This is a genomic window from Bradyrhizobium sp. SZCCHNS1050 (genome assembly GCF_032484785.1).
Lineage (GTDB): Bacteria > Pseudomonadota > Alphaproteobacteria > Rhizobiales > Xanthobacteraceae > Bradyrhizobium.
Window position 1 is genome coordinate 1520122 of record NZ_JAUETR010000002.1, and the last position, 18284, is coordinate 1538405.

18 protein-coding genes are annotated in these 18284 nt (G+C 65.8%); 5 read left to right on the forward strand and 13 right to left on the reverse strand.

Going from position 1 to position 18284, the window contains the following annotated elements:
* Positions 1-98 precede the first annotated feature (98 nt).
* From QX094_RS31410 to QX094_RS31465, 12 genes are all read right to left on the reverse strand, one after another.
* A complete protein-coding gene (locus QX094_RS31410; RefSeq protein ID WP_315714756.1) occupies positions 99-1379 on the reverse strand; it encodes an alpha-glucosidase/alpha-galactosidase in 1281 nt (426 codons plus the stop codon).
* 96 nt (positions 1380-1475) lie between these two features.
* Positions 1476-2501, reverse strand: coding sequence for an alcohol dehydrogenase AdhP (gene adhP, locus QX094_RS31415; RefSeq protein WP_316188434.1), 1026 nt, complete (start codon positions 2499-2501; stop codon positions 1476-1478).
* Between the two features lie 122 nt (positions 2502-2623).
* Complete coding sequence (locus tag QX094_RS31420; RefSeq protein WP_316188435.1) at positions 2624-3037, reverse strand: DUF2000 family protein; 414 nt, start codon at positions 3035-3037, stop codon at positions 2624-2626.
* Between the two features lie 124 nt (positions 3038-3161).
* Positions 3162-3566, reverse strand: a complete 405-nt coding sequence (locus tag QX094_RS31425) for a DUF4189 domain-containing protein (protein WP_316188436.1) — start codon at positions 3564-3566, stop codon at positions 3162-3164.
* A 177-nt stretch (positions 3567-3743) separates the two neighbouring features.
* Positions 3744-5348, reverse strand: a complete 1605-nt coding sequence (locus tag QX094_RS31430; RefSeq protein ID WP_316185284.1) for a molybdopterin-binding/glycosyltransferase family 2 protein — start codon at positions 5346-5348, stop codon at positions 3744-3746.
* Positions 5345-6046, reverse strand: coding sequence for an XdhC family protein (locus QX094_RS31435; protein WP_315714761.1), 702 nt, complete (start codon positions 6044-6046; stop codon positions 5345-5347). Before QX094_RS31435 ends, QX094_RS31430 begins: the two co-directional genes overlap by 4 nt.
* Positions 6047-6049: 3 nt before the next feature.
* Entirely contained in the window at positions 6050-6373 is a 324-nt protein-coding gene (locus QX094_RS31440; protein WP_315750017.1) for an XdhC family protein, read from the reverse strand.
* A 13-nt stretch (positions 6374-6386) separates the two neighbouring features.
* On the reverse strand, positions 6387-7592 hold the full coding sequence (locus QX094_RS31445; RefSeq protein ID WP_315749367.1) for a VWA domain-containing protein: 1206 nt from the start codon (positions 7590-7592) through the stop codon (positions 6387-6389).
* A 169-nt stretch (positions 7593-7761) separates the two neighbouring features.
* The gene (locus tag QX094_RS31450; protein ID WP_315714763.1) at positions 7762-8670 is read right to left on the reverse strand and encodes a MoxR family ATPase; all 909 of its coding nucleotides are present in this window, start codon (positions 8668-8670) and stop codon (positions 7762-7764) included.
* A gap of 31 nt (positions 8671-8701) precedes the next feature.
* Positions 8702-9559, reverse strand: coding sequence for a xanthine dehydrogenase family protein subunit M (locus QX094_RS31455; RefSeq protein ID WP_315714764.1), 858 nt, complete (start codon positions 9557-9559; stop codon positions 8702-8704).
* A gap of 48 nt (positions 9560-9607) precedes the next feature.
* Complete coding sequence (locus QX094_RS31460) at positions 9608-10093, reverse strand: (2Fe-2S)-binding protein (protein ID WP_172180444.1); 486 nt, start codon at positions 10091-10093, stop codon at positions 9608-9610.
* Positions 10094-10224: 131 nt separating this feature from the next.
* Positions 10225-10671, reverse strand: a complete 447-nt coding sequence (locus tag QX094_RS31465; protein WP_315714765.1) for a carbon monoxide dehydrogenase subunit G — start codon at positions 10669-10671, stop codon at positions 10225-10227.
* A gap of 231 nt (positions 10672-10902) precedes the next feature.
* Here QX094_RS31465 and pcaD point away from each other — a divergent pair, with 231 nt between their 5' ends.
* Positions 10903-11685, forward strand: coding sequence for a 3-oxoadipate enol-lactonase (gene pcaD, locus QX094_RS31470; protein WP_315749364.1), 783 nt, complete (start codon positions 10903-10905; stop codon positions 11683-11685).
* A gap of 22 nt (positions 11686-11707) precedes the next feature.
* Here pcaD and QX094_RS31475 read toward each other — a convergent pair whose 3' ends face one another.
* Positions 11708-12253, reverse strand: coding sequence for a hypothetical protein (locus QX094_RS31475; protein WP_315714767.1), 546 nt, complete (start codon positions 12251-12253; stop codon positions 11708-11710).
* Between the two features lie 517 nt (positions 12254-12770).
* Between QX094_RS31475 and QX094_RS31480 the strand changes: the two genes are divergently transcribed.
* From QX094_RS31480 to QX094_RS31495, 4 genes are all read left to right on the forward strand, one after another.
* Positions 12771-13976 carry an HlyD family secretion protein gene (locus QX094_RS31480; RefSeq protein ID WP_316185282.1) on the forward strand — a complete coding sequence of 402 codons (1206 nt, stop codon included), beginning with the start codon at positions 12771-12773 and terminating at the stop codon, positions 13974-13976.
* A complete protein-coding gene (locus QX094_RS31485; RefSeq protein ID WP_316185281.1) occupies positions 13976-15946 on the forward strand; it encodes a glycosyltransferase in 1971 nt (656 codons plus the stop codon). Before QX094_RS31480 ends, QX094_RS31485 begins: the two co-directional genes overlap by 1 nt.
* 10 nt (positions 15947-15956) lie before the next feature.
* Positions 15957-17069 carry a hypothetical protein gene (locus QX094_RS31490; protein WP_316188437.1) on the forward strand — a complete coding sequence of 371 codons (1113 nt, stop codon included), beginning with the start codon at positions 15957-15959 and terminating at the stop codon, positions 17067-17069.
* A 297-nt stretch (positions 17070-17366) separates the two neighbouring features.
* The gene (locus QX094_RS31495; RefSeq protein ID WP_315714772.1) at positions 17367-18284 is read left to right on the forward strand and encodes an ABC transporter permease subunit; all 918 of its coding nucleotides are present in this window, start codon (positions 17367-17369) and stop codon (positions 18282-18284) included.

Here is an 18284-nt window from a genome sequence, read left to right on the forward strand (position 1 = left end):
TAGTCAGTCATTGTAAAGAGGCCTCGCAGATCTATCGGCGCGGGTCAGGAGCCCTACCCGACCGCGCGCGGCCCCCTCGTCAGACGAAGTCGGCGCGATCACGCACAGGACCTGATGTAAGGCCGATTGACCTCCCAGAGCTCGTCCACGATCTGGCGCGCGGCGGCCGCCGAGTTGACGACGGGATCGATGAGCAGCGCCTGCAGCGCGAGATCCTTGGAGGCGGTCATGGCCGCCTGCACCGCCAGTTGCTGAACCTGAACCTGGACCGACATCAGCTTGGCGACGGCATCTGGAAGCGGGCCCAGCGACACCGGATGGATACCGACGCGATCGGCGACAACGGGCACTTCGACCGCGGCCTCGGCAGCCAGGTTGGGAATGACGTGACGGTTCAGAACGACGCCGGACTCGATGACCTGCTTCCGATCGTGCAGCACCGAGCCGATCACGGTGACCGCGCGCTCTCCGGACGGCATTCGCCACCAGTCCGGCATGCCGGATTTGCCTGCCAGGACCTCGTCGATCTGCCGGATCAGCTTGGCCCGTTCCGCCTCGTCCCAGGCGAAGTCGTACCCGCTCTCGCCCGCTTCCCAGCCATAGGCGAGATATTCGCCGACATGGCTGTCGCCGCAGCCCAGCCAGAAGCCGAAGTCGCGCAACAGCGCCCGCGTCAGCGGCGCGACCTTGGGGTCGTGGCTCCCAGCCTTTTCGCGGAGCAGTGGATAGAGATCGGCCCCGGTGTCGCGATCCCGGATCTGCATGAGACATTGGAAATGGTTGAGCCCGGCGCCCCACACGTCCACGCGCTCCTCGGCCAGTTCCAGAATGGAAGCCACCTGGCTGCGCGCGATGAAGATGCCGTGGCACAGGCCGATATGCGCGAGGCGGCTGTGAAGCCCCAGCGCGAGGATGATGCGGCTCTCAGGATTGGAGAAGTTGATGAACAGCGCGTCCGGACAGCGCCGCTCCATCTCGCGCACGAAGTCGAATACGACCGGCAAGGTGCGGAGCGTGAAGAACAATGCGCCCGGCCCGCCATTCTCGCCCAGCGTGTGCCGGATGCCGTATTTGCGCGGCACCTCGAAATCGAGCTTCCACAAGCGGTTGCGGTCGATCGCGGTGGCATGGATCACGAAGCCGGCGCCGTCGAGCGCCGCGCGCCAATCCGTGGTCGCCTCGATCTTAAGGCCGGCGCCGGAGAGGTCGTTGAGCAGCCGGGCCAGTGCTTCCGACCGGGCAAGCCGGATCGGGTCGCGGCCGACCAGCACGAGCGTCGAACCCGCGAGATCATGCGTCGAGAACAGGTCCCGGAACACGCTGAGTCCGAAGGACGCGCTGCTCGCGCCGAGGAAGACGATCTTGGTGACGGCTGCCATGAGCAATTTGTGCCAGCGCCGCGCGTCCCCATTCCTGATCCAGATCAAACCGCCGCCCCAATGTACGGCACGGCGGCGCGTCGATCGGTCTTGCGATCAGCCGAAGTCGAGCACCACGCGACCGTCGATCTTGCCGGCCTTCATGCGGTCGAAGACGGTGTTGATCTCCGACAATGGCGCTGTGGTCACCTCGGCCGTCACCTTGCCGTCCGCGGCGAACGCGATGGCTTCGTCGAGATCACGCCTGGTGCCGACGATCGAGCCGCGCACGGTGATGCGCTTCAGCACGACATCGAAGATCGGTGTCGGGAATTCGCCCGGCGGCAAGCCGACGAGGCTGACCGTCCCCTTGCGGCGGACCATGTGCAGCGCCTGGGCAAAAGCCGGCGTCGACACCGCAGTGACCAGCACGCCATGCGCGCCGCCGCCGGTGATTGCGATCACCTGCGCCACGGCATCCTTGTCGAGCGCGTTGACGGCATGTTCGGCGCCGGCCTCCAGCGCGAGTTTCAGCTTGTCCTCGGCGATGTCGAGACCGATCGCCTTCAGCCCCATCGCCTTCGCATACTGGATTGCAACATGACCGAGGCCGCCGACGCCGGAGACCACCACCCACTCGCCCGGCCGCGCGTCGGTCTCCTTCAAACCCTTGTAGGTGGTGACGCCGGCGCAGAGGATCGGGGCGATCCTGGCGAAATCCACATTGGCCGGCAGACGCGCAGCGAACGCCGCGGATGCGATCACGTATTCGGCAAAGCCGCCATTCACGCTGTAGCCGGTGTTGTGCTGGTGCTCGCACAAGGTCTCCCAGCCGGTCTCGCAATACTCGCAGCGCAGGCAGGCATCGTGCAGCCACGCCACGCCCACGGCGTCGCCGACCTTGAAGTCGGTGCCCCCGGGCCCGAGCGCCGCGACGATCCCGGCCGCCTCGTGTCCTGGGATGAATGGCGGCACCGGCTTCACCGGCCAATCGCCGGAGGCGGCGTGAAGGTCGGTGTGGCAGACGCCGCACGCCTTCACCCTGACCAGAAGCTCGCCGGGTCCCGGCACAGGAATCGGAACGTCCTCGATGTCGAGCGGCTTGCCGAAGGCTTTGACGACGGCGGCTTTCATGGTCTGCATCTGTCTGCTCCTCATGTCGCGGCGCAAACTAACGACGTCGGCGTATTCCGGGCTTGATCGGCATCAAGCCGCGCCGCTGCATGAAGTAACAGTTTGATGACAGCGCAATGTGCCCATGGCTGTCAGGCGTGAAATTTGAGTCCGTCGACGACCTTGTCGACCACCTTGCGCTCCGCACGAAACGCCAATCCCACCAGATTGAGATCGGTGCGCGCCACCGCCTTCACGACATCACGGTTGGCCTCGTCATGCGTGGTCTTGAACATGTCATCGGTGTAGAGCGCCGGCTTCACGCTGCGCGACAGCGCCCGATCCAGAGCACGCGCCAGCGCGGCACGATCCGGCGCGCCGTAGATCAGGATCGGTTGCCCGATCAACGCGTGATACAGGGTTGCCGAGCCGTCCTCATAAGGTGCGCCGATGCATTCGGGAAATGCCGCGGCGATGCCGCTGGAAAGAAACGCCGCGACGTTGAGCTTCTGCCAGGCCTTGAGATCGTTGCGGATGATCAGCGCGATCTTGGTGTCGAATTGCATGCCACTTCCAGGGTTCGATGTCATCGAACCCCGAGAATAGCCGAGCCGTTCTCAGGGTGAAGCATCGAAATGAAAGCGGACGCGGAACCCCGGCAGCGGAGCCGCTGAGATCATCAGACTTGAATCAACCCTTGGCGTCGCATACCCAGGCGCGGATGACGCATTCCTTGCCGCCATATTTGTAGCATTCCCGGGTCGCCTCGTTGAGCGAGGTCGAGATCGTCGGCCGAACAGCATAGCCGTGGGCGCCGCAGGGATTGGTGAGATCGACCGCGAACGCCGCGCAGGCCTTCTTCATCGTCACCGCGGTGCAGTCGCCCTTGCACTGCTTGAGCGCCGCGGCCTTGGCGAGATGCTCCGCCGGATAGTCGAACGCCTGGCCATAGGCGGCGCACTGGCCCATGGCGAACGCGCCGGCCGCATGCGCCGGACTGATGGCGCTGGTGTCTGCGATGCGCGCGGCACCAACGATCACGGTCAATCCAAATGCAAACAGCGCGAAACGTCGCGCGGCGGTCGAAATGATCACTCTCTCCTCCCCCGAGGCCCAATGTCGGCAAATCTAGCCGGGGGTCGTTGAAACTTGGTGAATGAGAGGTTGAGTCGGAGGGAAGTCGTAGCCCGCATGAGCGTAGTCGAAATGCGGGCTCTCACGCACGGCGTCGGTGAACCCGCATGTCGCTTACGCTCATGCGGGCTACGGGCTTCAACCGCGCCGCGCGGCTTCCAGCGCCTGCGGCGTGTCGATGTCGAGAAATGCACTGTCACCGTCGACCGGCACCTCGGCGACAGCCTCGGTGTGCTTGGCGATCAGGTGCCGCGCGCCGACATCGCCGTCCAGCGTCATCAGCTCGGCGAAGAAGCGGCGCGACCACAGCACGGGGTTGCCGCGGCGTCCCTCGGACACAGGCACCACGATCAAATTGCCGCGATCGGGCGCGAACGCGCCGATCAGGCGGTCGAGCAGATCCGAGGACACCATCGGCATGTCACCCAGGCACACCACCGCGCCATCGACGCCCTCAGGCACCGCGGCAATGCCCGATTTCACCGAGCTGGCGAGGCCGCCGGCGAAATCCGGGTTGCGGACGAAGCGGACGTTGAGGTCGGACAGCGCCTGTTCGACCAGCTCTGCCTGATGACCGGTGACGACGATGACCTCACCGGCCTTGGAGGCCAGCGCCTGCTCGGTCACGATGCGTACCAACTTCTTGCCGTCGAGCTCGGCCAGCAGCTTGTTCGGTCCCCCCATGCGGGTCGAGCGTCCGGCGGCGAGCACGACGGCGACGACCTTGCGTTCGCCCTCGGCCTCCGGCGTGGCGCGCGGCTGCGGCCGCGTCACGATCTCCATGAGGAGGCCACCCACACCCATGGCCGTGAGCTCGGCGCGGCTGACCTTGATGCCGGCGAGCAGCCGCATCAGCACCCAGTCAAAACCGTTCTCCGCCGGCGAACGGGCGCAGCCGGGCGCGCCGAGCACCGGCACACCGCCGGCATTGCCGATCAAGAGCAGATTGCCGGGATCGACCGGCATGCCGAAATGCTCGATGGCACCGCCAATGCCGGTGATTGCGGCTGGAATGACGTCGCGGCGGTCGGCGATGGCGGACGCGCCGAACACGATGACGAGCTCGGCGCCCAGCGCCAGCAGCTCCCTGATCGCAGCAGCCAGCGCGGCCTGCTCATGCGGCACGCGGCGCTCGGCGATGATGGTGGCGCCGGCCGGAGCGAGCCGCTCTGCGGTGACGCGCAGCGTCTTGTCGATGACCTTGGGTGCGAGCCCCGGAAGAAGCGTCGAGACCACGCCGACGCGCTTGATCACATAGGAGGCGATGCTGAGCGCGCCCCTGCCCGCCGCCGCGACGGCGGCATCGCGCAGGCGGCCTTCGACGCCGAACGGGATCAGCTTGACGGTGCCGACCATCTCGCCTTCGACCACCGGCTTGAACGCCGGCAAGGTCGCAAAGGTGATGGCCTCGTCGACGCCGTTGATGCGCTCGACCGCGGCGCGGTCGATCATCAGCACGCCGGCCTGCGCCGCGAACAGATTGGCGCGCCCGGTGAAGGCGCGATCGACGTGAATGCCCGCGCCGGCGACGACCTTGGCGACGTCGGCGGCCGCCTCGTCCTCGGAGACGTCGCCGGCCTCGAGCCGGACGACGACGATCTCCTTGACGCCTTCCCGGACCAGCGCCTCGACCTCCGCGGGACCGATCAGCGTGCCCTTCTTCAGCACCAATGATCCTTTGCGCAGGGTGTGCACCGTCACCCCGCCGATCGCCTCGGCTGGACTGGCAGGACCGAACTTCATGCCGCCTGCTCTTTCTCCTTGGCCGGCAGCCGCAACGTGGCGGTGATCTCGGCCATGATCGAGACCGCGATCTCCGACGGCGACACCGCGCCGATGGCGAGCCCGATCGGCGCATGGATGCGGGCAATGTCGGCATCGCTGGCGCCCTGCGCGCGCAGCCGATCACCGCGCTTGGCGTGCGTCTTCCGCGAGCCGAGCGCGCCGATATAGAAGCAGTCGCGCGAGAAGGCGTGCAGCAGCGCCGGATCGTCGATCTTCGGATCATGCGTCAGCGCGACAAAGGCGGTGTAGTGATCGACGTTGAGCGGGGGCAGCGCCACGTCGGGCCATTCGGCGATCAGCGGCACGTCAGGGAAGCGCTCGGGGCTGGCGAAAGCCGTGCGCGGATCGACGACGGTGACGTCATAGCCCAGCGACTTGGCGATCGGCGCCAACGCCTGGCTGATATGGACGGCGCCGACGATCACGAGCTTGGCCGTCGGCGCGTAGACGTTCAGGAACAGCCGCTTGCCGTCCACCTCGACCATGCCGCTCTTGCCCATACGCAGATGGGTCGACAGCTCGTTGCGCAGCGGATCGTTGGCGATGGCGGCGGCCCTGACCAGGCGCTGCGCGCCGGAGCCGACGTCGGTGACGAGAATCGCCGGGCGGCGCGCGGCACGCTCGGCGTTCAGTTCGGCCAGCGTTGCAGGCTGCATGGATCAACCCACCTTCTCGACGAACACGCGGATGGTGCCGCCGCAGGACAAGCCGACATTCCAGGCCGTCTCGTCGGCGACGCCGAACTCCAGCATCTTGGGCTGGCCGCTGGAGATGACGTCCAGCGCCTCGGTGACGACGGCGCCCTCGACACAGCCGCCGGACACCGAGCCCAGGAAGGTGCCCTCATCGTTGATCACGAGGTTGGAGCCGACCGGGCGCGGCGCCGAGCCCCAGGTCTCGACCACGGTGGCGAGCGCCACGCCGTGACCGGATTTGTGCCAGTCCTCGGCGGCCCTGAGGATGTCTTCGTCGCGGTTGAGCATGGTCATCTCCCTCTCAGGCGGCGGGCCGGATCGCGCTGCGCTGGTGGGGCGGCAGCGGCGACGACAGCGCCGAGATCAGCGTCTCGATCGAAGTCAAGTTATGTACCGGGCGGAATTCGTCAACGTGGGGCAGCATGGTTTTGATGCCCTGCGCCTTCGCCTCGAAGCCGGAATAGCGCAGCAGCGGATTGAGCCAGATCAGCCGCCGGCAGGAGCGGTGCAGCCGGTCCATCTCGAAGGCAAGCTTGCTGTCGGCCTCGCGCTCCAGCCCGTCGGAGATCAACAGCACGATCGCGCCCTGCCCGAGCACGCGGCGCGCCCACTGCTTGTTGAAGGTCTGCAGCGAGGTGGCGATCCGGGTCCCGCCGGCCCAGTCCTCGACATTGGCCGAGCAGCTCGCCAGCGCCTCGTCGGGATCGCGCTGGCGCAGCGCCCGGGTCACGTTGGTCAGCCTCGTGCCGAACAGGAACACCGAGACGCGCTTGCGCGCGTCGGTGATGGCGTGGAGGAAATGCAGGAACAGGCGGGTGTACTCGCTCATCGAGCCGGAGATGTCGAGCAAGGCCACGATCGGCGCCGGCTTCTCGATCCGCCCCAAGCGATGAAAGTTGATGATCTCGCCCTCGGTGCGCAGCGCCTGACGCAGCGTCTTGCGCATGTCGATGCGACGGCCGCGCGGATCGGCGGTGTGGCGGCGGGTCTTCAGCTCGGCCTGCGGGAGCCGCATCTTGGCGATGGCGCGCGCAACCTCGGCGATCTCCGCCGCGCTCATCTGCGCAAAGTCCTTCTTCTGCAGCACCTCGCGGTCGGACACCGCGAGCCGCAGGTCCTGCTCCTGCGCCTTCGGCTCCTCATGGGTCTGCGGCTGCGACATCGCCTCCTGGACCCGGCGCGAGGCCGGCGGCGGCTTCTTCTTGGCGTGATCCGGCAGCGGCACCGAATCGAGCATCGACTTCCACTCCTCGGCCGGGCGGAAGAACAGGTCGAAGGCCTGAGAGAAGATCAGCGCATGCTCGTGGCGCTTGACGAAGATCGATTCGAGCGTGGTGAAGACGTCCGCACGCTTGCCGATGTCGATGACCTCGAGCGCGGTCATCGCGTCGATCACGGCACCCGGACCGACCGGCAGGCCGGCGGCCCGCAGCGCCCGCGCAAAGCCCGCGATGTTGTCGGCGATGCCGCCGGTCGGCGGCGCGAGGTGATTGATGCTTGTGGGCACGTTCTGATCCCTCGTCCGCTTCGCACACGCCTCAAATTGAGCTCGTCATTCCGGGGCGCCCGGAGGGCGAGCCCGGAATCCATACTCACGATCGTGGTTATGGATTCCGGGCCTGCGTGCTGCGCACGCATCCCGGAATGACGACCTTTATTTTAGGCACCGGCGTGAACTACGTCTCGTTGGTCGCGTCCTTGATCGCCTTCTGCAACGCATCGCCCTGCATGCGGGCGATGTCGTCCTGATATTTCAACAGCGCGCCCAGCGTGTCGCCGACGACCTCGGCGTTCAGCGAGCGCGCATCGAGCTCCGTCAGCGCCGTGGCCCAGTCGAGCGTCTCGGCGACCCCCGGCGACTTGTAGAAGTCCTGGTCGCGCAGCGCCTGGACGAAGCGCACGATCTGCTGCGACAGCCGCTGCGAGATGCCGGGCAGCCGGGTTTTGACGATGGCAAGCTCGCGCTCGGCGGAGGGATAATCGACCCAATGATACAGGCAGCGCCGCTTCAGCGCGTCATGGATCTCACGGGTCCGGTTCGAGGTGATGATGACGATCGGCGGATGCGGCGCCTTGACGGTACCGAACTCCGGGATCGTGACCTGGAAGTCGGAGAGGATCTCGAGCAGATAGGCCTCGAACGCCTCGTCCGCGCGGTCGAGCTCGTCAATGAGCAGAACCGGCGCGCCGGCGACATCCGGCTCCAGCGCCTGCAGCAGCGGGCGCTTGATCAGGTAGCGGTCGGCGAAGATGTCCGACGTCAATTGATCGCGGTCGACCTCGCCGCCCGCTTCCGCCAGCCGGATCGCGATCATCTGCGCCGCTGAATTCCATTCGTAGACGGCGGAGGCGACGTCGAGACCCTCGTAGCACTGCAGCCGGATCAGCTTGCGGCCGAGCGCCGCCGACAGGACCTTGGCGATCTCGGTCTTGCCGACGCCGGCCTCGCCTTCGAGGAACAGCGGCCGGCCCATGCGCAGCGACAGATAGGTCACCGTCGCCAGCGATCGCTCGGCCAGATAGCCGCGCGAGGACAACAATTCGAGCATCGCGTCGACCGATGCTGGCAGGGCCGGAGCACTCATGGGCGAGACCGCTTCCTTCTTCACGCGTCCGTCACGAAGCCGGAGCCTCGGGTTCGGCGGCTCCCTCCGACGCGGTTGAGGCCTTGGCGCCGGCATTGGCCGCATCGACCGCACGGCGCGCCAGCACGCCGATCAGATGGGCACGATATTCGGCGCTGCCGTGGATGTCGCTGTTGAGGCCTTCGGCCGAGACCGGAATGCCCTCCAGCACCTTCGGCGAGAAGCGCTTCTGCAGCGCCTCCTCGAAGGCGGTGACGCGGAACACGCCATTGCCGCCGGCCCCGGTCACCGCAACGCGCACGTCGGACGGACGGCGGGCGACGAACACGCCGACCAGCGCGTAGCGGGAGGCCTGGTTGCGGAACTTGACGTAGGCCGCCTTCTTGGCCAGCGGGAAGCTCACCTTGGTGATGATCTCGTCCGGCTCCAGCGCGGTCGTGAACAGCCCGAGGAAGAACTCCTCGGCCTTCAGCTTGCGCTTGTTGGTGACGATGGTGGCGCCGAGCGCAAGGCACGCGGCTGGATAGTCCGCGGTCGGATCGTTGTTGGCGATCGAGCCGCCGATGGTGCCGCGATGGCGCACCGCGGGATCGCCGATCAGGCTCGCCAGATGGGCGAGCGCCGGAATCGCCTCGCCGACGGTTGCGGAGTTGGCGACGTCGGCATGACGCGCCATCGCGCCGATCACGAGGTTTCGGCCCTTCACCTCGATCGTATCGAGCCCCTCGACATGGGAGAGATCGACCAGATGCGGCGGGCTCGCGAGCCGCTGCTTCATGACCGGCACCAGCGTGTGGCCGCCGGCGACCAGCTTGGCGTCTTCGTTCTTGGTGAGGAGATTGGCGGCCTGGCGCACGGTCGCCGGCCGGTGATATTTGAATTCGTACATGGGGGAATGTCCTGTGCGCAGCGGGCCGACTAAGGCAAGGTCAGACGTTTAGGCGAGGTCCGATTTGGCCATCGCCTTGGCGCCGGCGGCGATCGATTGCACGATGTTCTGATAGCCCGTGCAGCGGCAGAGATTGCCCTCGAGCTCCTCGCGAATGGTCTCGTCGCTGAGCTCATGTCCCTTACGGTGGACGAGGTCGACCGCGGTCATGATCATGCCCGGCGTGCAGAAACCGCATTGCAGGCCATGATGCTCGCGAAACGCCTCCTGCATCGGATGCAGCGGCGCGCCGTCGGCAGCGAGTCCCTCGATCGTCCTGACCTCATGACCATCGGCCATCACGGCCAAGGTCGTGCAGGACTTCACTGCCTTGCCATCGAGATGGACGACGCAGGCGCCGCATTGCGACGTGTCGCAGCCGACATGGGTGCCGGTGAGGCGCAGATTCTCGCGCAGGAACTGCACCAGCAGCGTCCGCGGGTCGACGTTCGCCGTGACGGGATTACCGTTCACAATCATGGAAATCTTGGCCATTCAGGACTCTCTATTATCCGCGCGACAGCGTTGCACTGCAGCGCAGCCCAGCAAAATCAGTCGAAAACCATCATATGGGCGCTCCCGGCGGCGGGCAACCTCGCCCCCGGCCGCGCATGGGTCAGTTGCGGTCAGCCTTGAACGGCCTTGGCGAAGTTGGCGAAGAATTCGTCGGCGAGCTTCTTTGCGGTGCCGTTGATCAGCCGCTGGCCGAGCTGCGCCAGCTTGCCGCCGATCTGCGCTTCGACATTGTAGGTCAGCAGCGTGCCGCCGTCCTTGTCCGCCAGCGCGACGACCGCGCCACCCTTGGCGAATCCGGCGACACCGCCCTCGCCTTCGCCGGAGATCTTGTAGCCGTTCGGCGGATCGAGATCGCTCAAGGTCACCTTGCCTTTGAAGCGCGCAGAGACCGGTCCGACCTTCATCTTGGCAACGGCGCGGAGGCCGCCATCCTCGGTCCTCTCCAGCTCCTCGCAGCCGGGAATGCAGGCCTTGAGCACCTCCGGATCATTCAGCTTGTCCCAGACCTGCTCTCGCGGAGCGGCCAGCTGGACTTCGCCCGTCATCGTCATAGCCATGTGCATCTCCCCCCGATTGGCGCGGTTAGAGGCATTCAAGTAAAGCACCGAACGCCCAAAAGGAAGGGCGAGCAGCGCCCGGAAGCGTTGCAGAAAAGCCGGGCACCGCAGCATTCCGGACCTCGCCGCCGTCGGGTTTTGATTGGCAGACGGCGGCGGCGGTGGTTAGTTCGCCATCAAATCTGCACGATTCCTCCGGCGGCGCGGCCGCCTGCGACAAGGATTCCGCCCATGCCGATGATCGATGCCGACGGCTGTCTGTTGAATGTCACCGTCGAGGGCCGCGACGGCGGGCCGACCCTGATGCTCTCGAACTCGCTCGGCTCGACGCTGCAGATGTGGGAGCCGCAGATGCGCGCCTTCACGCAGGTGTTCCGCGTGATCCGCTATGACCGGCGCGGTCATGGCAAATCGCAAGTGCCGCCCGGGCCCTACTCGATCGAGCGATTCGGCCGCGATGCGCTGGCGATTCTCGATGACCTCAACATCGAGAAGGTGCACTGGTGCGGCGTGTCGATGGGCGGCATGGTCGGGCAGTGGCTCGCCGCTCATGCTCCTGAACGCATCGGCAAGCTCGTGCTCGCCAACACCACCTGCTACTACCCCGATCCGGCAATCTGGGACGCCCGCATCAAGGCGGTCGAGGACAGCGGACTCGCTGGAATCGCCGACACGGTCATCGCTGGCTGGCTGACGCAGGAGTTTCGTGATCACAATCCTGATGTCGCCGACCGGATGAAGGCAATGCTCGTGGCCACCCCTGTCGGCGGCTATCTTGCCTGCTGCGCGGCGCTGCGTGCCCTGGACCTGCGTGAGGATCTGCCGGCCATCAAGAGCCCGACCCTCGTCGTGGCCGGCCGCTACGACAAATCGACGCCGATCGCGATGGCGGAAGCAATCCGCAGCCGCATCCCCGGCGCCAGCATGACCATCGTCGATGCCGCGCACATCTCGAATGTCGAAGCGGCGGGCCAGTTCAACGATGCCGTGCTGGGCTTTCTGACCCAGCACTGATGCACCGAGATGGATCGGGGCGTCATGCCTGCTGCGGCGACGGCGTCGCCGTGGGCTCCATCTTCGGCGAAGCGGATGCGGAAGACGGCGAGGCTTGCGTCGTCGGCTTCTCCACCAGCATGACGATGGCCGTGCCGAGCAGCATCAGGAGTTCCGTGGCATGCAGACGCAACGCCTGGGGCTCCCCGACTTTGGCAGCCATGATCATGCTGAAGAAGGCGAGCATGCTGCCGAAGCCGAGCCCGATCGACAGCGCCTCGACATAGCCGGCCACCTTTCGCACCCGCGGAACCAGGATCAGCACCAGGAACATCGCGAAGAAGCCTGCGACCGTCAGTCGCGCCAGCGCAAGCAGCCAGGCGGCGCGAACCGTCTCGATGCCCGACAGCTGCAGGTGGTCGCTGATGAACAAGGCCACCGCGATATTCGGCCGCGCGAACAACCCCTGGATCGGCGACACCATGATCTGAAACGCGATGATGGTCCAGGCGGGCACGAAATAGAGCGCCAGCAGCACACCGTTGACGCAGCTGAGCCGCCAATTCCTGATCACGCAATCCTTGATCATGTCACGCCCACCTTTGCATCCCATCAACTGCCCGTCCGGCCGATTTCCAGACGAGCTAACGCCCGGCAAACGCGCCCGGCAATTTAAACCATTCGTTTACCTTAACAGGGTGGCGACGGGCGCGATCCATTAACGGTCACCGTCCAAGAGACCGTGCCGACGACCTCGCCGATCAGGCCTCGACTTCCCGCGTGACAACGGCCTTCCCGGCCATCAATGCCTCCTCGAACGTCTGCATCGTATCCGACATTGCGCGCCCGCTTTGTCTTCAGCACCGCGATGCGGCTGCTCCGCTGAATGATCGCCGTAACCGACGCCTGCATCGGGGTCACGATCGAGCGCCGGCAGTCCGATCGCGTCGATGGCCGCTGCACCGCAATTATGTGCGCCGCGCCATCGTTCCTTTTGACTATCGTCAAAGTAGCTAGACAATGTGATACTATCTTAAGACGAGCGCTGCTGCGTTTCGCACAGCTCGATCGTGATGCGGCAAGCAGCCGCCGAGCGGGAGTACTGCATGAGACTGGCTCGGATATTCATCGGCATCCTCCTGCTCGCCGGCGGCCTCTACATCCTGGTCGGCGAGCATTTCGCCGGAACTTCAGGCGACGCGACCGTCAATGCCCGGCTTTACGTCGTGCGCGCGCCGATCGAAGGCCGCGTGACGCTGGGGGTGAGCAATATCGGCGCCAGGGTCAACGCCGGGGAACTCATGGCCGAGATCGTCGACGACCGGTTCGACACCACGCGCCTGCTCAATCTCGAGCGCGACCGTGACGAGCAGAAGATCGCGCTCAAGCGGGTTCCGGCGCAGCGTTCGGCGCTCGAGCAGGCGCGGGCCGCCTTCGCGGCCCAGTCGGCCAACTACAAGACCGGCCGCGTCCGCCAGATCGCGGCACGCATCGCCGAGGCCAAGGCGGCGGAGGATGCCGCGGCCGCCCGGCTGAAGCTCGCGGATCTCACCTTCACGCGGGCCAACGAGCTGAAGGAACGCGGGGTCCAGACGGTCGCCGGCCTCGACCAGGCCAGCGCCTCGCTCGATATCGCCAAGCAGGATTTGGAAAGCGCGAAACAGCGCAGCAACTATGTCGAGACCGAGCTCGGCTCCGCGCAATCGGGGGTCTTCATCGGCGACTCCTACAACGACGTGCCGTTCTCGATGCAGCGCATTCACGAGCTCGACCTGCGCCTCGCCGAACTTGCCGTGGACGAGCAGCAGATCCAGTCCCGCCTGGTCCAATACGAGCAGCAGATCAACGCCGAACGCGTCCGGATCAACCGGCTGACCTCGGCGACGCTGAGGGCCCGCGTCCCGGGCATGGCCTGGGATTTCCTCGTCGACGATGGCGAATATGCCCGTCGCGGTCAGGATCTCGTCAAGCTCGTGGACTGCAACAGTCTCGTGGTGACCGCGAGCGTTCCCGAAAGGCTCTACGACAGCCTGTCGATCGGCGCCCCGGTGCAGTTCCGTCTGTTCGGCGACGACCGGATATTCGATGGGACGGTGACACGTCTCGGCGGCTCGGGCGCCTCGCAACTCTACGCCAATCTCGCCGTCGGCCCGACGCCGCAGCACTTGCAGCGCTTCGACGTCACCGTTGCGGTGCCAGATCTCGCCAAGCAGCCGGATCTGTCCTGCGCCATCGGGCGCACCGGCCGGGTGATCTTCACCAGCGGACCGATCGCGGCATTCCGCGGCTTCGTCGCCCGGTACGGCTACTGATGCCGACGCTGTCACCATTCCTGTCCGCGTTCGCAGTCGTTGCGATCATCGTAGGGCTGCGCCTCCTGGTGTTGCCCCTCCTGGACCCGAAGATATGGTACTGGCGGACCCTGCTCCTCAGCGGCTCGATCCTGCTGGCCTGGCGCTATGTCGCCTGGCGCTTCACCGAGACCCTTGCTCCGCCCGGCCTCACGCCGGATGGGATCCTCAGCTGGGGCTTCGCCATTCTCGAAACGCTCACCGTTGTTTCGTCGTCCTTCGCCTTCCTGATCCTGACCAGGACCAAGGAGCGGACGACGGAGGCTGATCGCCATGCCGGCTGGTGGCTTCCGAGGCCGCCGCCTCGGGTCGACATCTTCATCACCACCTACAACGAGCAGCTCGAGGTCCTGGAGCGAACCATCGTCGGCGCCAAGGCGATCACCTATGCGGCATTGCGCGTCTTCGTCCTCGACGACGGCAGCCGAGCCTGGCTCCGGGATTACTGCACCGAGCACGGCATCGGCTATGTCGCCCGCACCGACAAGTCGCACGCCAAGGCCGGCAACATCAACAATGCCTTGCGGCTGCGCGCGGCGGATGCGGACCGGCCGGATCTCGTCGCCGTTCTCGACGCCGACTTCGTGCCTCATCTCGACTTCGTCGAGCGGACGCTCGCGTTGTTCCACGATCCGGCTGTCGGCCTCGTACAGACGCCCCAGCACTTCTTCAACCCGGACCCGATCCAGCACAATCTCGGCATCGGCGCGTCCTATCCCGACGAGCAGCGCCACTTCTTCGACAACGTCGAGCCGGCGCGCGACGCCTGGGGCATCGCAATGTGCTGCGGCACCTCCTCGATATTCCGCGTCTCCGCCGTGGAGATGATCGGCGGCGTGCCGACCGAGAGCGTCACCGAGGATTTCCTGCTCACGCTGCGCCTGTCCGCACACGGCTACCAGACCGTGTACCTGAACGAGGCGTTGTCGGAGGGATTGGCGCCGGAAGGCCTTGCGGAATACGTCACGCAGCGCGGCCGCTGGTGCCTCGGCCTCATGCAGATCGTGCGCAACGTCTACAATCCATTCGGCTCCCATGGTCTGGGTTTCTTCCACCGGCTCAGCGTCCTCGACTCGCTGCTCTACTGGACGTCGACCTATCCGTTCCGCCTCGCCGCGCTGATCTGTCCACTGCTCTACTGGTGGGGCGGGGTGACGGTGGTGAACGCCTCGATCGCCGACATCATCCGGTATTACGGCCCCTATTATCTCTCGATCATGTACACGCTGAACTGGCTGTCCAAGGGACTGTTCATTCCGATCGTCAACGATGTCTCGCAGATCGTCGCCGCCTGGCCCGTGCTCCGCGCCGCCGCTCTCGGCCTGCTCTCCCCCGGTCCGCACAAATTCTCGGTGACCGCCAAGGGCGGCGATCGCGCCAAGATCATCGTCCAATGGCCGCTGATGCGGCCCTTCCTGATCCTGATGGCGCTGACGATCGGTGGCCTGATCGTGTCGCTGACGTCCGATTTCGTCTTCAATACCACGGGGACCGCGGGAGACGGCGTCATCGTCGTGATGTTCTGGACGATCTACAACATTCTGGTGCTGTCGGTGGCGATCGCCGTGTGCATCGACCGTCCACGCTACAACCGGCCGCAACGCCAGATCGTCGAGCCGATAACCCTGACGGTCGACGGCGAGCCGCAACGCGGCTGGATCGTCAATCTCGGCCCCGGCGGCGCACGCGTCAGCGGTCCGGTCGGCCTTGCGACCGGCGCCATCGGCACGCTCACCCTGCCCCTGATCGGCGATATCCCAACCAAGGTCGCGGCTCCGACGAACGACGGCTACCGGCTCATATTTGCGGTGACGCCGCAGCAGCGCGCCCAGATCATCGAGCGGCTGCACACCGCGAGCGGAGTGCCCGGCGCCGACAGCGGCGATCTCGGCCGCATGCTGAAAGAAATCGCGCGAGCCGTGGCCGATTGAGGAGTGGACGATGACGAGGCGACGGTGGAGCTTACAGACAGCGGTTTTCCTCGGCGGCACGACACTGATCGTCGTGACGGCGCTGGCCGTTGCCATCCTCTATTCGGCGTCGCTGCAGCGGCGCGGCGAGGAGCTCGCGATCGAGCAGCTGAGGACGCGCGGTGAGCTCAGCGCAAACCTGCTGGCGCGACAGCTGTACGGCACGTGGATCGACGTGTCGCGGCTCGCCGCGATCATCGACCCCGCCGACGTCGCCGAGGCGCGCCGGCAGATCCAGTTCGTGAGCCAGTTCCAGCCGCGCTATGCCTGGCTCGGCATCGCCGACCCCGGCGGCAAGGTCATCGCGAGCAAGGACCGGATGCTGGAAGGACAAAGCGTCGCCGACCTGCGCTGGTTCCGGCATGGACTCGGGGTGCCGACGGCGGTCGATGATCGCGAATCAGAGGCCCTGGGCCGGATGTTGCAGGCCGCTTCGGGACCGGACCGCTTGATCGCCATGTCGGCTCCGCTCGTGCACGACGGCGCCCCCGCCGGCGTCATCGGGGCCCAGATCGATTGGAAATGGGTGATCGAATCCGTCGCGGCGCTGGCGTCGCGCGACATCGATCTGGTGTTGCTGTCGCGCGAGAGCATCGTGCTGTTCGGCCCGCCGGATCTCGTCGGCAAGCAACTGACGATCGGCTCGGCGCAGGCCGCAAGCCGCGGGGCCTCGGTCGCGCTCATCGAGCGATGGCCCGACGGCAAGGATTATTTCACCCTCACGTTCCCCACCGTGAAGTACGCCGATCTGCCGAGCTTCGGCTGGTCCCTTCTGATCCGGCAGGACGCCGTTGCCGCGATGGTGCCGACCCGCCAGCTTGTGCGCTCGTTTTGGTTCAACGTTGCCGGTGGCGTGTTCTCGATCCTGGTGCTGCTCAATTTCGCCGCGAAATGGGTGGTGACGCCGATGCGCCGTCTTGCCCAGGCCGCCGAGACCATGGTGAAAGATCCGTTTTCTGGCATGGTGGCTCGGGAAACCCGGTACGATGAGGCGACGCGGCTGCGCGACGCCTTGGTCAGGCTCCAGTCGAAGCTGATGGCAAAAGTGCCTGGTTCGACGGAAGACAGCGGTAGCGGCATATAGCGGCGCCAGCAACCGGTGCGAGAACCCTCCTTTTCGGCGCTACGTGCTGGGTTCCCAAGCGGTCATTTGATGGCGACGGCCGGCCCCGAGGAAGGCAGGGGAACCGCGCCATCAAAGGAGGCGGGATAAGCCCGCAATTGTGGCACTGCACGCTGTTGCGGCACCCGGTTCCGAACTGTTAGTACTGCCGCACGCGTCGCCTTGGGCGCGGGTGCGTCTCCAGGCATACCGGCACCCGCTCTACAAGGCCCCCGCCGCGTTGCGAACCGGTATCGGCAGTCTCACTCACGGCAGTTCATGGATTATTTCGCGCAACAGCTCATCAACGGCCTCGTTCTTGGCTCGATCTACGGCCTGATCGCCATCGGCTACACCATGGTCTACGGCATCGTCGGCATGATCAATTTCGCCCATGGCGACATCTTCATGATCGGCGGCTTCATCGCGCTGATCTGCTTCCTGGTCCTGGTGTCGCTGGGCCTGACCGCGGTTCCGGTGATCCTGCTGATCGTGCTGCTGGTGTCGATGGCCATCACGGCGCTCTATGGGTGGACCATCGAACGTATCGCCTATCGCCCGCTGCGGCACTCGTTCCGCCTGGCGCCGATGCTGTCCGCCATCGGCATGTCGTTCGTCCTCACCAACTATTCGCAGGTGTCGCAGGGCGCGCGCGTCAAGCCGGTGCCGCCGATCATCACCGGCGGCTACACGCTGCACGAGGGCGCGGGCGGCTTCGTCGTCCAGCTCTCCAACATCCAGATCGTGGTGGTCATCACCACCATCGTTCTGCTCGCGCTGTTCACCTGGCTGGTATCCCGCACGCGGCTCGGCCGCGACATGCGCGCCTGCGAGCAGGATCAGACCATGGCGGCACTGCTGGGCGTCGACGTCGACCGCACCATCTCGATGACCTTCGTGATCGGCGCGGCGCTCGCGGCCGTCGCCGGCATGATGTACCTGCTGTATTACGGCCTGGTCGATTTCTTCATGGGCTTCGTCGCCGGCATCAAGGCGTTCACGGCGGCGGTGCTCGGCGGCATCGGCTCGCTGCCGGGCGCGATGCTCGGAGGCCTCGCGATCGGACTGATCGAGACGTTCTGGTCGGCCTATTTTTCGGTGGAGTACAAGGACGTCGCAGCATTCTCGATCCTGATCGTGGTGCTGATCTTCCTGCCAACCGGCCTGCTCGGCCGGCCCGAAGTCGAAAAAGTCTGA